This is a genomic window from Roseateles aquae (assembly GCF_032337115.1).
GTDB classification, from domain to species: domain Bacteria; phylum Pseudomonadota; class Gammaproteobacteria; order Burkholderiales; family Burkholderiaceae_C; genus Roseateles_C; species Roseateles_C aquae.
The window spans coordinates 140,931-154,822 of record NZ_JAVXZY010000007.1 but is presented as its reverse complement, the minus strand read 5'-3'; the positions used below and the strand labels follow the sequence as shown (position 1 = coordinate 154,822).

Below are 13,892 nucleotides of genomic sequence, written 5' to 3'. Positions count from 1 at the left end.
CGGTTCAGGCGGGCCGCTGGCGATCGATCACATAGCCAACGCCGCGAACCGTGCGGATATAGCCCTCGCCGATCTTCTTGCGCAGATTGGACATGTGCACATCCAGCACATTGCTGTCGCCGGCGCCGCCGGGCAGCACCTGCTCCTCCAGCATGCGCCGGGTCAGCACGCGGTCGGCACGCTTGAGCAGGGCGGCCAGCAGCTGGAATTCGCTCTTGGACAAATCCACCGGCGCGCCCTGCACGCTGACCCGCATCGTCGGCTCATGCAGGGCCAGGCCGCGCAGCTCGATCGAATCGTCCTCATGGCCATAGCTGCGCCGCACCAGCGCACGCACCCGCGACACCAGCTCGGCCAGCGCAAAGGGCTTGACCATGTAATCGTCCGCCCCGCCGTCGAGCGCGCGCAGCCTTTCGTCCAGCGCGTCACGAGCGGTGAGTATCAGCACCGGCAGGCGCTGCTTGTCGCGGCGCAGCTGGGCCAGCAGCGTCAGTCCATCCCCATCGGGCAGGCTCAGATCGAGCAAGAGCAGATCCGGTGGCGATTGCGCCAGCGCCTGCGCCGCTTCGGCCAGGCGGCGCACCCAGACCACGCTCAGCCCCTGGTCGACCAGGGCCATGCGCACCCCGTTGCCGAGGTCCAGATCATCTTCCAACAACAACACCTTCATGGCCCGGATTGAAACCGGGCCCGCGCGGGATTTCGGAAGTCATGTTGTGGCGGCTTCCTTCAGCAAAGCTTCAGCCAAGCTTTGGCTGGCCTTCAGCCAGTCTCTCCAGACTGCAAGGCATCGGTGCTGCAGGCCCTCTGCCCGGCAGTCCGTTGAACAGGAACGGTGGCCCAGCAGCACGGTTCTTGTTGATGTCCAGAGATTGCTGCTTGATCTGACTATGTTTCCCAGGAGGAATTCATGAATCGCACTACCGCCCTGTCTGCCCTGTCCACGCTGGCCGCCGCCGTGCTGGCCCTGTTCAGCCTGTCGGCCCAGGCCGCTGACGAGGTCGGGCCTTATGCGGGCGCGGCCATCGGTCGCGGCAGCTTGAGCCTGCCCGATGCCAGCGTGCCGCTGAAAGACAAGGATGGCCGCGACACCAGCTACAAGCTCTTCGGCGGTTATCGTCTGAACGAAAACTTCTCGCTCGAAGCCGGCTATGCGCGCCTTGGCAAACTCGGTGAAACCGCCACCATCGGCGGCACCGATCTGCGCCAGCAGGGCACGGCCAGCAGCCTCTACGCGGTGGGCGTCGGCCGCCTGCCGGTCAATGAACAATTCGCCTTCACCGGCCGGCTCGGCCTGGCCCGCAACAAGGTGTCCGGTACCAACGTTCTGCCTGCCGCTGACAGCCTGCAAGGCAGCAAGAACAACGTCGTCTGGGGCTTGGGCGCCGAGTACAAGCTGAGCAAGACGGTGGCACTGACGGCCGACTACGACAACTACGGCAAGGTGTCCGACAAGGTCAAGGCCAGCACCTTGATGCTGGGCATCAAGACCAGCTTCTGAAGCTGGCGCGCCCTTGGCATCAGTTGCGCAGCCTCATCGAGGGCTGGTAGCGGCGGGCCAGGGCAGCCACAGCGCGACAGATGCGCCACGGCCGGAGTTGCCGCGAACTGCGGTGCGAACGTCCAGTAACTCAAGAATTTCCTTGGTCAGCCCATGCATCTGCGCGCGCTTGGCTCAGTCGGCGTCGGTCTGTCCTTGGCACAAAGGCGGCTTGCAAATGACCAACTGCTGTTTGCCGTCGAAGTCGGCGCAGCCGTCCGGACCGAGAATCGAACGTCTCGGTCAGCCGCGCACTGTGCTCGATCACCAGCGCGTCGAAAGGCAGTCTTCGACTAGCAGCAAATCCGCCGCGCAGTGGCTTCTGACCATGGCACAGGTGGCGCAGCGCAAGTTGACGGCAGTGCAGGCGATGGACTAGCCGCCAAAGAGGTGGCCGCGGCGTGGCCTGGGCCAATGCTGAGTGATTCCGGAGCGGGGCCCCTCAGCAGGCCGTGGCCATCAATCGCTCGATGGTGTCAACCAGTTGTACCGGGCTGAAGGGTTTCAGCAGGTATTCGTCGGCCCCGGCAGCCAGGCCGGCTTCCCTATCCTTCTGCTGGCCGCGGGCCGTCAAGAGAATCAGCTTGATGTGGCGCAGCACATCGTCACACTTGAGCCGCGCGCAGGCTTGTAGACCATCGATATCGCCCGGCATCATGACGTCCATCACGATGAGGTCGGGCTGTAGGCTGGCGGCCATTGCCAGCGCTGTGCTGGCATCGCTGGCATCGCTGGCCTCGTGGATCTCGTAGGCCTCGAATTCCATCGTCATGCGGATCAGCTTACGAATATCGGGCTGGTCCTCAACGATCAGGATGCGCTTCATGGGGCCTCCTTGCCTGCCCACGGCCCGTGCAATTGCATCAGGTTTATCATTTGTAGCCATTTGTATCCACGGCGACAAGGAATTCCGTCACACTTTGAGCCGAGCAAGCGTGTTGAGTGCGCGCTGCTTGAGCGGCTTCGGGCGTACGCCGAGAATGAAGACCTATGCAAAGCCATGAAAGCAACAGCGCCGTGAGCGACGAAAAGCGTCAACGCAAGTCCTGGCTTGACGGCTTCATGGCCTATCCGCTGCCTGCTGGCCTGGGCGAAGCTCAGGTGCGCAGCAATATCGTGCTGCTGGATCAGCGGCTCTATGCGCTGTGGTGCCTGGGCGAGAACCTGATCTTTGCCTGGACGCCCACGGCGCGGGGCATCACCGTGCTGCTGGCACCGCACACCTTGCTGATTGAGTTCATCGCGGCCGCAGACTCAGCCGCCGACAAGCGGCGCCGCGAACAGCTGCTCGAAACACTGCTGGCGCGCCAGGAGCATCTGGATGCGGCCGCCTTTGAAGCGACGGCGCTGGAGCTGGGCCTCAGCCCCCAGCATGTGCCGCTGCCGTTCTCGCCAGGCGAGGGCCTGGGGCTGCCGCTGGTGGCCGCGGTGGTGGAGCGTTATGGCATCCGGCTGGTCGAGGACCGCGCGGTCATCCTGCTCGATGCGGTCGGTTTCTCGCTGCTGTCGCCGCTGGAGCAGGTGGTGCAGCTGAACAGCCTGTCCTGCTCGGTCAATGCGGCCTACGCCAAACTGCTGGACCGCGAGATCAATATCAATTTCGCCCGCACCACCACCGGCGACGGCTTCTACATCTGGAACCGCATGCGCGGCATCGCCGCCAATGTGGAGCTCTATCAGCTGATGCAGTTCATCCTGGCCGATAACGCCCTGGCCCGCGAGCGTGCCGGCGGCAAGGGCAAGGCACCGCAGCTGCGCGCCTGCTTCCATGTCGGCTCGCATTACGAGTTCTACCAGTCTGAGGGCCTGAACCCGACCTCGTTCAGCTACCTGGTCGGCCAGGTGACGATCGAACTGGCGCGGATGATCGAGCGCGCGCTGCCAGGACAGATCCTGGTTGGCAAATTCCGCACCATGATGCGTGACGAGAGCGATGGCTCGCAGAAGCTGGTCGATAGTGTCGACTTTGTCGAGCACATGCGCGGGCCCATGCAGAAGCTCGGCGGCTTGCCGCTCGGCGGCGCCGAGATCGACGAGATCGCCTGCTATCTCACTGGTCAGCGCGCCGGCGGGCGCGAGTTTGGCCTCAATGAGTACGAGATCACCGACAAGCACGGCCTGCAGCATCGCGTTTACAACGCCAAGCTGAATATCCACCGCCGCGACGGCGAGCCCATCTATCTGGGCCTGCGCGACGAAGACCTGCGAGACTTTGAGGGTCGGGTGGTGGCGAGTGCGGCAAGCCAGCCAGATAAACAAGAAGAGGCCGCGCCAGGTGCTGAGCGCTGATGCCCAGACACGGGGCGGCCGGCCAGGGGCGCGATGAGGGAGATAGCGTGATGAGCATGGGCAAGACGGGGCTCACGGCCAAGGCGCAGCTGTGCGTTCAGCGTGCGGCTGTGCTGTTTGCATTGGCGCTGGTGGCCTGCGGTGGGGGCGGCACGGGCACTGCGGTCACCGAGTCACCGGCCGGCAGCACCTGCAAGAACGCCCGAATCCAAGCCAGCACGACGGCACAGGTGGGCCGCAATGCCGAGCTGAGCGTGTTGGGCTGTGCCGGTGCTGCGCTGTCTCAGCTGCAGTGGCGTCAGACGGCCGGTCCTGCCTTGACGCTGATGTCGGCGCGCTCGCAGGCCATCAGCATCGAACCCACCGAGGCGGGCAGCTATCGATTCGAAGTCGGCTATGTCGATGCAGCCGGCGCCCTTGGCAGCAGCACGATCGACCTGAGCGTGGCGCCCGCGCCGGCTGCTCCCGCACTGATCGTGCGCGGCGAGCCCTCGGTGTGGAGCGGCGGGCAGCTGTCGCTGCGCGCCTGGATGCCCGGACTCAGCGAGGCAGAGCGCAGCAGTGCCAGCGTGCAGTGGAGCGTGCTGTCGGGGCCGTCCACGACACTGGCCGAAGCCAAGAGCTGGCGGCTGATCTTCAGCGCGCCGCAGGTCACGCAGGACAGCCTGCTGCAGCTGCGCGTCGCGGTCACCCTGGCCGATGGGCGCAGTGCCAGCCAGGACTTCGGGCTGCTGGTGCAGGCGGTGGCGGCGCCGGTCAGCGGCGCGCTGTTTGGCAGCAGCAACCCGTCCTCACGGGTCTATGCCTACCGGGCTGACAGCCCCCATGCCGGCGCTTTGGCAGCCTGCATCTATCACCCGGCCCTGTCCGGCAGCACCGTGTGTCCACTCAGCCGCCTGCCTTTGCTGGGTCAGGAAGCCGGGGCAGTCGCGCCTAGCGTCGAGCAGGTGATGAACCGGGTGCTGGTGTCCAACGACTGGATGGGCGAGGTGTTCGAGAACTTTCTGCGCACGCAGGACGCGAACGGCGATTTCCGCCGCATGCTGGCGGCGACGACGGCCGTCGTCATCGGCGGCCGGGTCAGGCCGGCGTTTTACTGGAGCTACACCGGCGCCATCTATCTAGATGCCGACTTCCTCTGGCTCACCGCTACGCAGCGCGACAGCATCAGCGAGGTGCCCGATCCGCGCAGCGACTATGGCAGCGAGCTGGGCTTCACCACGCTGTGGCGCTATGTGAAGAACAACCAGTATGCCGGCGGCAGCTATCCGGTCCAGCAGCGCGGCAATCGCGACATCAGCCAGCTCAGCTACACGCTGGGCCGCCTGCTGTATCACGAGCTGAGCCATGCCGGGGACTTCGTGCCGCCGCGGGTGCATCAGGTGCTGCGCAGCGACCTGCCGGTCTGGCAGGCCGGCCCGGCCTTCACGCCATCCAACGATTTGCAGCAGCGACTGCCCTTCTTCTCGCAGGACATGGTCGGCCTGGGGCAGGTGCAGTTCTTTGGCCAGCCGGCGAGTGCGGCGCAGCGGGCCTGGACGCCGGTGGACATCACCGCCTTCTTCAGCAGCGACCGCGTCAATGACGACTACAGCTACTCGCTGCCGGTCGGTGCGACGGTGCCACGCGAGGATGCCGCCATGCTGGTCGAGGAGGCCATGATGCAGCTTCGCTACGGCGTCATGCGCGACTTTGCGATCACGCTGCCGTTGGCCAAGGGCGCCAGCAGCGCCGACCTGCTGGTGCACTGGGGCCAGCGCGGGCGCATCGGCGAGGCGGCGTTACGACCGCGGGTCGATCTGGTGCTGGGGCAGATCCTGCCCTGGCTGCAGGCCGACTTCAGTGCCGGTCTGGCCCCGGCGCAGGCACTGCGCGCGGGCCTGAGCTGGGGCGTCAATCTCGACCAGGCTGCCTTGGCGGCCGGGCAGGCGCGCGGGCTGACGGCTACTGAACGTCAGATCGAGGCCGAGCAGGCCAGCCGGCGTGGCGGCGAACAGGCGCGGCGCCAACGCGCTCAGACACTGCAGCACGGGGCCACGAGTTTCTAAAGCATGGAAATCCACGAGCACGGCGTCAGTTCAGGAGCCCGGCGCTGAGGCATGATCGCAGCTCTCGTATCACCGCTTGAGAGATGATGCTGGTCGATCAGACGTCTGCGCCATGAAGTCCTGGCTGCGTGTGCTGTTTGCAGCAGCCTGGCTCGGCGGCATGTTCGCCGCGGCGCCCGCTGCCGAATTGGTGCTTGCGGTGGATACCAGCACCGAGATGCCCTTGGCCCAGCTGAGCGGTAAGGATGTCGTGGATGGCCTGCATCATGACCTCGGCCTGGAACTGGCGCGTCGACTGCAGCGCAGGCCGCGCTTTCTGGCACTGCCGCGCATGCGCATCGTGCAGGCGCTGGAGCAGGGCGAGGCCGATCTGGTCTGCATCTATCTGCCGCCCTGGCTGCCGGGCCCACTGGACTGGAGCAAGCCTTTCATCCCGCAGGCCGATTGGCTGGTCAGCCGTACTGAAGCCAAACGCCCGCAGAGCCTGGCCGACCTGGTCGGCCAACGGATTGGCACGGTGCACGGCTTTTCCTATCCGGCCTTGAGCCAGGCACTGGGCGCCGGTCTGGTGCGCGACGACGCGCCCAGTTCAAGTGCCAATCTGCGCAAGCTGGCTCTCGGCCGCGTCCAGCATGCGGTGGTCAGCCAGCGCTTACTGGAATACACGCAGCGTGAGCGCCGCGGTTTGCTCGACCTGCATCCACCGCTGCTGATTAGCGAGGAACTGACTCAGTGTGCCCGCTCCCGCCGTTCTTCCGTCAGCCTGAACGATTTGAACGCAGCCATCGACGCCTTGGCGGCAGATGGCACGCTGAATCGGCTGCAGGCCCGCTACCGCTGAGCCCAGCCGGCCTTCCCTTTGCCGCTTACTTGAACTGATACTGAGCGCTCAGGTAGAAGAAGCGACCACGCGGATCGGTGTAGCTCGGGTCATAGCCAGACAGGAAGAAATAGGCCTGGTTGGAGAAGGGCGGGCTGGTGTTGCCGATGTTCTGGATGCCCGCGCGCAGCTTGAACTGCTGGTTGACCGCCCACCAGCCCGACACATCCCAGGTTGAGTAGGCCTTGACGCGGTTGGCCGCGACGACGGTGCCGTTGTCGGTGTTGATGGCCGAGTTCTGGTCGTCGTAGCCGGCCGAGTAGTTGTTGGCCAGGCTCAGGCCTACGGGGCCCTGCTCCCAGTCCAGCGTCAGGTGATGGCGCCAGCGCTGCACCACGCCCTTGGTGACGAATTTGCCGAGGTTGCTGATGTAGGGGTCGCCCGGGGCGTTCTGCAGTTTGGACTGCAGCACCAGCGTGCCGTTGAGCCGCGCGCCAAGCACGCCCCATTCGGTCTTGACGCCGTGCAGATCGAAATTCAGGTCCAGACCGCTGGCCTTTTGAGCGCCTCGGTTTTCCTTGCGCAGCTCGATATAGCAGATGCCGTTGTCCTCGGCGTCGTAGTCGCACAGGCCATCGTTCTGGCTGTAGCGGTGAACCAGATTGCCGTATTTGGCCAGGTTGCCGAGGATGATGTCGTCACCGATCTCGCTGATCAGGTCGGTGCGCTTGATGTTCCAGTAGTCCAGGCTCATCGTCAGCGAGCGGCTGGGTTCGAACACCGTGCCCAGCGAGAACTGCTGGCTGCGCTCGGGCTTGAGCTTGGCATTGCTGTAGCGGCGGGTGTTCCAGTTGTCGGCACAGACCGAGAGATCGTTGTCGTTCTCGGCGCAATAGACCGGGTCGGGCAGGGTAGACGTCGAGCTGTAGACGGTGGGCCGGTACAGATCGTTCAGCGAGGGCGCGCGGAAGCCGGTGCTGGCCGAGCCGCGGAACAGCAGGCTCTTGTCCGGCTGATAGCGCAGGCCCAGCTTGGGGCTGCTGGCGCCGCCAACGGTCTGGTAGTGGTCGTGGCGCAGCGCCAGCTGCATCTCCCACTGCTTGGCAAAGGGCACGAACAACTCGCCGTAGACGGCCGCGACACGGCGTGAATCGCTGGTTGCCTTGCCGCCCTCGGGTGCCCGGTCGTTGTTGATGTTGTCGGTCATCAGCAGCGCCGAGGGGGTGAAATCCGTGCGCTCATTGCGCAGCTCGCCACCGAGGGCCAGCATCACGTCGCCGCCGTCCATCTGGCCGATCGCCCGCGAGGCCTTGAAGTCCAGCGTGGTCATGGTGCCGCGGGCATGGCGGACTTCGTCGTTGACCTGGATGCTGTCGATCAAGGCCACGCCAGCGGCGCTGGACGGGCCGAAGGGATTGATGATGCCGCTTCGGATGCCCTGAATCAGCTTGTCGTAAAGCACATAGCCGTGCACGTCGCGGTCGCCCACCGTGTTCACGCTGCGATTCAGGCCGATGTCGTAGTCCCAGCCGGCGAGCGTGCCCATCATGCCGAGCACGAAACGCTGGCCGGTGCTGGTCAGCTCGCTGGTGCGGCGGCCTGCCTCGTTGAGGCGCATGCGCAGCTCAAGTTCGCCAGGGTAATCTTCGTCGAGCTGATCCAGTCCGGTGTTGGCCAGGGCCGGAATCATCTTGTAATTGATGTCGCCGGTGACTCGTGCCGACGACCCCACATAGCGCGTCTTGGCCTTGGCCAGCGAGAGCTCGGCATAGAGCTGATGATCCGGCGCGACCTGCAGGACGCCGCGGCTCAGCAGACTGATGTTCTTCGACTCCGGGTACAGCTCGGTGTCGCCCATGTAGTCATAGGTGCAAGCATCGACACCGCCCGTGCCGTCCGGCAGGTAGAGATTGGCCGGCGGTGCGCAATTCGGGATCGAGAAATTGATCAGGCGGTTGGTGATGGGCTTGCCGTTGATCGTGAAGCCGATGTCCTGCAGATGGTCGCGCTGCGTGCGGGTCAGGCGGATATTGGCTGGGCTGGTGAAGCTCGACAGCAGATGCCCCAGCCGCTCAGGGATCTTCAACTCGGGGATGAACTTGCGCTGTGAGGTGCTCAGGCGGCCGGTGTTTTGCAGGTCGAGCACGGCAAACAGGTTGTAGCCATCACGGGTGATGTTGCCGAAGCCGCCGGCCAGGCTGGCGGTCTGCTTGCCGGCACCGCCTTCCTGAGTTTTGCCGGCGTAGGCGCTCAGGTCAAAGCCCTGAAAATCCTTGCGGGTGATGAAGTTGATCACGCCACCGATGGCGTCGGTGCCATACAGCGCCGAAGCACCGTCCAGCAGCACCTCCACGCGCTGGATGGCCGCGGCCGGGATGTTGTGCAGATCGACGCCAGCATCGTCGCCGGGCGAGGCGAAATTGGCCATGCGCCGGCCATTGAGCAGCACCAGCGTCGATGAACTGCCCAGGCCGCGCAGATTGGCCGAATTGAAACCGCGCTGGTCGCCGCCGACGTTGATGCTGACCCCATCGGTCAGCCCGCCGACATTGGCCGCCACCTTGGACAGCAGTTCTGCCGCTGTGGTGACGCCGGCCTTGTCGATGTCCTCGCGGCTGATCACTTGTACCGGTAGCGCTGTTTCACTTTCCAGCCGCTTGATGGCCGAGCCGGTGATCTCGACGCGGTTCAGTCGCGCATCGGGCACAACGGCCTGCTGGGCCACGGCCGGCAGCGCTGCCAGGGCCAGCAGCACCGCCTCGACGCTGTGGCGCAGCTTGGCGCTCGGTAGCGAAGCGTTGTAGCTGGGGCGGGCGGGGCGATGGGGGCGTGGGCTCAAGATGCGGGCTCCTGCAGTAGGGGAAGGCGGCTGCCTCGATAGGGCGAGTCTAGGAATGATTGCATGGCGATGACACCCGGGCTATCCCAAGAAGTGTCTGGCAGCAACAAAGCGCCGGCCCGGGCCTTGCAGCTGCTTGCAGCAAGGCTGAGTGTCCGTCGATTGGCGGTTTTTGCTGTGCGCTTTGCGAACCTGGCGATGCTGATCCGTGTTGTTAGGGGGTGTGCCGGCTGGGCAGCTTGGGCTTTATGACGTAGTCTGACCGTTCAAAAGCCAAGTGTTTCCCTTCGGCTCTGTTTCCATCCGCTGTCCGTTGCCACCATGCCTGTTGCCAAGCGCGCCCTGTTCCTGCCACTGAGCCTCCTGCTGCTATCCGTGCCTGCGGCGCAAGCGGCAGACCATGGTTTTCCAGCCATCACCGTGGCCGCGGCGACGGCCGGCACACCCGCGGCACCGGCCGCTTCCCAGCCGCAGGGGCGCAGCATCTGGAATGTGATCCCGGGCCTGAGCAAGAATGCGCCGCCACCAGCGGTGGCCAAACCGGCTGTTGCGGTGCAAACAGCGCCCAGCCAGCCGCCAACCGCCCCGGTGGAAGCAGCGATCAAGGGCTATGCCGTGCCTATCGGCGGCGCCTTGAAGTCCGATAACGAAGAGGTCTGGGGCCGCATCGTCCAGCTAGCCGGCGGCAAGGGCGCGCGTTTCGTCGTCTTCGGCACCGCCTCGGAAGACCCCGAAACCAGCGCCAAGCAAGCGGTCGATCTGCTGCAGCGGCGCGGTGCGGTGGCCGAGGCGCTGCCGGTGGCACCCAAGTTCAGCTGGGTCGATCTGAACAAGGTGGTGCGCGATCCGGCGCTGATCAACAAGGTGAAGAACGCCCGCGGCGTGTTCTTCACCGGCGGGGCGCAGGAGCGCATCGTTGACGTGCTGGCGCCGGGTGGCCATGTGACGCCGATGCTGGAGGCGATCTGGGACGTCTACCGCCGTGGCGGCGTGATCGCCGGGACCTCGGCCGGCGCGGCGATGATGAGCTCGGTCATGTTCCGTGATGCGCCGAGCGTCATCAACATCATGAAAGGCAAATGGACCGACGGCAAACAGGTTGATCGCGGTCTGGGCTTTCTCGGCCCCGACCTGTTTGTCGACCAGCACTTCCTCAAGCGCGGCCGCTTCGGCCGGATGATCCCGCTGATGATGGCCAAGGGCTACAAGCTGGGTTTGGGCGTCGACGAGAACACCGCTGCCGTGGTGCGTGGTGACGAGGTCGAGGTGATTGGCGGGCGTGGCGCCTTGCTGGTCGACCTGAGCGAGGTGAAGACCGATCCGACGCTGGGCGCCTTCAACGTCACCAATGCCCGACTGACCTATCTTGACCATGGCGATAAATTCAACCTGAAGACCCGCATCACGACGCCGGCGGCGATCAAGCTGCGCGGCCAGCGCCTGGACCCGCAGCAATCCGACTACAAGCCCTACTACACCGAGGATCTGTTCCACCTCGACATGCTGGGCGACCAGACCATTGCCAACGCCATGGCCTATCTGATCGACAGCAACAAGGCCGAGGTGCGTGGCTTGACCTTTGATGTGATCCCCAAGCCAGGCGATCCACTGGCCGAGTTGGGCTTTCTGTTTCGCCTCTACAAGGGCAAGGGTAGCGTTGGCTGGAGCACCGAGGAGATGGGCGGGGAGGAATACACCGTCGTCAGCCTCTATCTGGACATCACGCCGGTGCATATGCCCAGCCCGATCTATGGCAGCTGGCGGGCCGACGAGCGCCGCGATGCGCCCAGTGAGCGCATCCCGACCAGCCAGTGAGGCATTGATGAGGGCCTAGCCGCTGCGTTTTATCGCCACCCATGGCGATTCGCGCGGCCACAGCGGCGATTGATCGCATGGCGCTGGCGGTGCCCGGCTGGCGTGACGACACTGCAAAGCATGGACAAGCAAGAGCACGCCATGAACTACGCCACCAAGACCTTTCTGACCGCCGTGCTGGCGGTGACGGGCGCTGTTTTCAGTGCCCTGTTTCTGGCCGAACAAGCCGATCTCGAACAGGCCCAACGCCTGCAGCTGAGCCAACCTGCCGGGCACCAGGCCCAGCAGCTGGGTCGGCAGACCGCGGCCAGCGGCGCCATCAATTCCTGAGCCTCGCAAGGGGTTTGACTGCCGTTCAGGCATGTCAAAACGTCACTCAAGCTTGCGCTGCTGGCGCACATCGCACGGAGCAGGGAAACTCGCGCGTTTCTCTCGTTTCGTCCGACAAAGGTCTGCCCCATGTCCGTCCAGCGCATCTCTCGCACCGCCCTTGCCATCGCCACGGCGCTCGCTGGCGCCTCACAAGCCCATGCCGATGAGGGCATGTGGACCTTCGACAATGCGCCGCTGGCGCAGATCAAGCAGCGCCTGGGCCTTGAGCTGAGCCCCGCCTGGCTGGAGCATCTGCGGCTCTCCGCCGTCAAACTCGGCGCCTCGGCCTCTTTTGTGTCCAAGGACGGCCTGCTGCTCACCAACCATCACGTCGCCCGCGGCTGCGTCGAGCGCCTGTCCACCGCGCAGCGCAATCTGATCGCCAACGGCTTTGTCGCCCACGGCCGTGCCGAGGAGCTGCAATGCCCCGGCGCCGATGCACGGGTGTTGCAGTCCTGGCAAGACGTGACCCCGCAGCTGCGCGCCGCCGCACCGGCCAGCCTGGGCGAGGCCGAGGGCAATGCCGCGCGCAAGAGCGCCATCGCCAAGCTGGAAGCCGATTGCAAGCAGGAGACCGGCCTGAAGTGCGATGTCGTCACGCTCTACAGCGGTGCCGTCTACCACCTCTACCGCTACAAGGAATACCAGGACGTGCGCCTGGTGATGACACCGGAAGCCCAGGCTTCCGACTTTGGCGGCGACTTTGACAACTTCACCTTCCCGCGCTTCGCGCTGGACTTCACGCTGCTGCGTGCCTATGAAGACGGCAAGCCGGTGCAGCCGGCTCACTATCTGAAGCTGGCCGCTGCGCCGCTGAAGGACGGGGACGCCGTCTTTGTGGCCGGTCATCCCGGCAATACCGACCGCCAGAACACGCTGGACCAGCTGCGCGCCAAGCGCGATGTGCTGCTGCCGCTGCGCTTGAAGGAGCTGCAGGCCGAGCGCGAGATGCTGCATGCCTTTGCCGCCCGCTCGCCGGAGTCGGCCCGCCGCGCGGCCGGCCAGATCGCCGGCGTCGAGAACAGCCTGAAGGCGATGACTGGTCAGCACAAATCGCTGCTGCGCCCCGCCCTGCTGGAGCAGAAAGCCAAGGAAGAGGCCGACTTCAAGGTCGCCTACAAGGCCTCCGGTCGCAGTGATGATCCCTGGGCCCAGGTCGAGCGCGCCACGGCGCAGCAGACCGCACTGGCCGCCCAGCAGCAGTACAGCGGCTATGGCTGGAACTCGCTGATGGGCCTGGCCGGTGGCCTGGTCGAGGCCGCGGCCGAGCGCCAGCTGCCAGAGGGAGAACGGATGCGCGGCTATTCGGCCAACGGCCTGGCTGCGGTTGAGCGCCGTCTGCGCGCCAACTCGCCGGTCTACAAGGATCTGGAGCAAGCGCGTTTGGCCTTCAGCCTGAACCGCGCCGCGCAGGCGCTGGGGCGCCAGCATCCGCTGGTGCAGGCCGCCCTGGGCAGCGACAGCGCCGAGGCCGTCGCCGCCCGCGTGATCGCCGGTACCAAGCTCGACCAACAGGCCGAACGCGTGCGCCTGCTGGAAGGCGGCGCCGCCGCGCTGGCGGCTTCGGACGACGCTGCCATCGCGTTGGCGCGCAAGCTCTACCCGCTGCACCGCGCGCTGGCCCGCCAGCTCGAGCGCGAGGTTGACGAGCCGCTGAAGCGCGCTGCCGATCAGCTCGGCCAGGCCCGCTTTGCATTGCAAGGCCGTGGCGTGCCGCCCGATGCAACGGGCACGCTGCGCCTGTCCTACGGCCGCGTGGCCGGCTATGACGCCGAAGGCATCAAGGTGCCTTACAAGACCGTGTTCGGTGGCCTCTTTGCCCGCGCCGCCGCCTTCGAGCATCAGATGCCCTTCAAGGTGGCGCCGCAGGTGGCTGCTGTGCGCGCCAAGCTGAATCCGGATCTGCCGCTGAACTTCGCCTCCACCGCCGACATCATTGGCGGCAACTCCGGCTCGCCGGTGGTGAACAAGGATGGCGAGCTGGTCGGCCTGATCTTTGACGGCAACCTGGAAGGCCTGGGCGGTCGCTTTGCCTATACCGACGCGCTGGACCGTGCCGTCGCCGTCGACATCCAGGCCATCCTGGCCGCGCTCGAGCAGGCCTACGGCGCACCCGAGGTGGCCCGCGAGCTGCGCGGCCGCTGAAGGCGGCCGGGCCTGGATGCAGCG

10 protein-coding genes are annotated in these 13,892 nt (G+C 65.5%); 7 read left to right on the top strand and 3 right to left on the bottom strand.

Annotated features, from left to right (window positions below):
* Positions 1-4: 4 nt before the first annotated feature.
* A complete protein-coding gene (locus RQP53_RS17055) occupies positions 5-670 on the bottom strand; it encodes a response regulator (protein WP_315651878.1) in 666 nt (221 codons plus the stop codon).
* Between the two features lie 240 nt (positions 671-910).
* Between RQP53_RS17055 and RQP53_RS17050 the strand changes: the two genes are divergently transcribed.
* The gene (locus RQP53_RS17050; RefSeq protein WP_315651877.1) at positions 911-1,501 is read left to right on the top strand and encodes a porin family protein; all 591 of its coding nucleotides are present in this window, start codon (positions 911-913) and stop codon (positions 1,499-1,501) included.
* Between the two features lie 481 nt (positions 1,502-1,982).
* Here RQP53_RS17050 and RQP53_RS17045 read toward each other — a convergent pair whose 3' ends face one another.
* Positions 1,983-2,366 carry a response regulator transcription factor gene (locus tag RQP53_RS17045; RefSeq protein WP_315651876.1) on the bottom strand — a complete coding sequence of 128 codons (384 nt, stop codon included), beginning with the start codon at positions 2,364-2,366 and terminating at the stop codon, positions 1,983-1,985.
* Between the two features lie 191 nt (positions 2,367-2,557).
* Between RQP53_RS17045 and RQP53_RS17040 the strand changes: the two genes are divergently transcribed.
* The 3 genes from RQP53_RS17040 to RQP53_RS17030 all read left to right on the top strand — a co-directional run bounded on the left by RQP53_RS17040 (position 2,558) and on the right by RQP53_RS17030 (position 6,718).
* Positions 2,558-3,829, top strand: a complete 1,272-nt coding sequence (locus RQP53_RS17040) for a hypothetical protein (protein ID WP_315651875.1) — start codon at positions 2,558-2,560, stop codon at positions 3,827-3,829.
* A gap of 50 nt (positions 3,830-3,879) precedes the next feature.
* Positions 3,880-5,877: a hypothetical protein gene (locus tag RQP53_RS17035; protein ID WP_315651874.1), complete on the top strand. Its 1,998-nt coding sequence runs from the start codon at positions 3,880-3,882 to the stop codon at positions 5,875-5,877.
* 112 nt (positions 5,878-5,989) lie between these two features.
* Entirely contained in the window at positions 5,990-6,718 is a 729-nt protein-coding gene (locus RQP53_RS17030; protein WP_315651873.1) for a substrate-binding periplasmic protein, read from the top strand.
* Positions 6,719-6,743: 25 nt separating this feature from the next.
* On the opposite strand, the gene RQP53_RS17025 is transcribed toward RQP53_RS17030, so the two are convergent.
* Positions 6,744-9,452 (bottom strand): TonB-dependent receptor, encoded by a 2,709-nt coding sequence (locus tag RQP53_RS17025; protein WP_434064113.1) that lies wholly within the window; start codon positions 9,450-9,452, stop codon positions 6,744-6,746.
* A 405-nt stretch (positions 9,453-9,857) separates the two neighbouring features.
* On the opposite strand from RQP53_RS17025, the gene RQP53_RS17020 reads away from it, so the two are divergent.
* From RQP53_RS17020 to RQP53_RS17010, 3 genes are all read left to right on the top strand, one after another.
* A complete protein-coding gene (locus RQP53_RS17020) occupies positions 9,858-11,351 on the top strand; it encodes a cyanophycinase (protein ID WP_315651871.1) in 1,494 nt (497 codons plus the stop codon).
* Between the two features lie 141 nt (positions 11,352-11,492).
* Positions 11,493-11,681 (top strand): hypothetical protein, encoded by a 189-nt coding sequence (locus RQP53_RS17015; protein ID WP_315651870.1) that lies wholly within the window; start codon positions 11,493-11,495, stop codon positions 11,679-11,681.
* A 129-nt stretch (positions 11,682-11,810) separates the two neighbouring features.
* Positions 11,811-13,868: a S46 family peptidase gene (locus tag RQP53_RS17010; RefSeq protein WP_315651869.1), complete on the top strand. Its 2,058-nt coding sequence runs from the start codon at positions 11,811-11,813 to the stop codon at positions 13,866-13,868.
* The last annotated feature ends 24 nt before the right edge of the window (positions 13,869-13,892 follow it).

What these genes read in the sequence shown, in the direction of transcription:
- RQP53_RS17020 (WP_315651871.1), top strand. Translation starts at nt 9,858, where the DNA reads ATGCCTGTTGCCAAGCGCGCCCTGTTCCTGCCACTGAGCCTCCTGCTG.
- RQP53_RS17045 (WP_315651876.1), bottom strand. Translation starts at nt 2,366, where the DNA reads ATGAAGCGCATCCTGATCGTTGAGGACCAGCCCGATATTCGTAAGCTG.
- RQP53_RS17050 (WP_315651877.1), top strand. Translation starts at nt 911, where the DNA reads ATGAATCGCACTACCGCCCTGTCTGCCCTGTCCACGCTGGCCGCCGCC.
- RQP53_RS17030 (WP_315651873.1), top strand. Translation starts at nt 5,990, where the DNA reads ATGAAGTCCTGGCTGCGTGTGCTGTTTGCAGCAGCCTGGCTCGGCGGC.
- RQP53_RS17010 (WP_315651869.1), top strand. Translation starts at nt 11,811, where the DNA reads ATGTCCGTCCAGCGCATCTCTCGCACCGCCCTTGCCATCGCCACGGCG.
- RQP53_RS17055 (WP_315651878.1), bottom strand. Translation starts at nt 670, where the DNA reads ATGAAGGTGTTGTTGTTGGAAGATGATCTGGACCTCGGCAACGGGGTG.
- RQP53_RS17015 (WP_315651870.1), top strand. Translation starts at nt 11,493, where the DNA reads ATGAACTACGCCACCAAGACCTTTCTGACCGCCGTGCTGGCGGTGACG.
- RQP53_RS17035 (WP_315651874.1), top strand. Translation starts at nt 3,880, where the DNA reads ATGAGCATGGGCAAGACGGGGCTCACGGCCAAGGCGCAGCTGTGCGTT.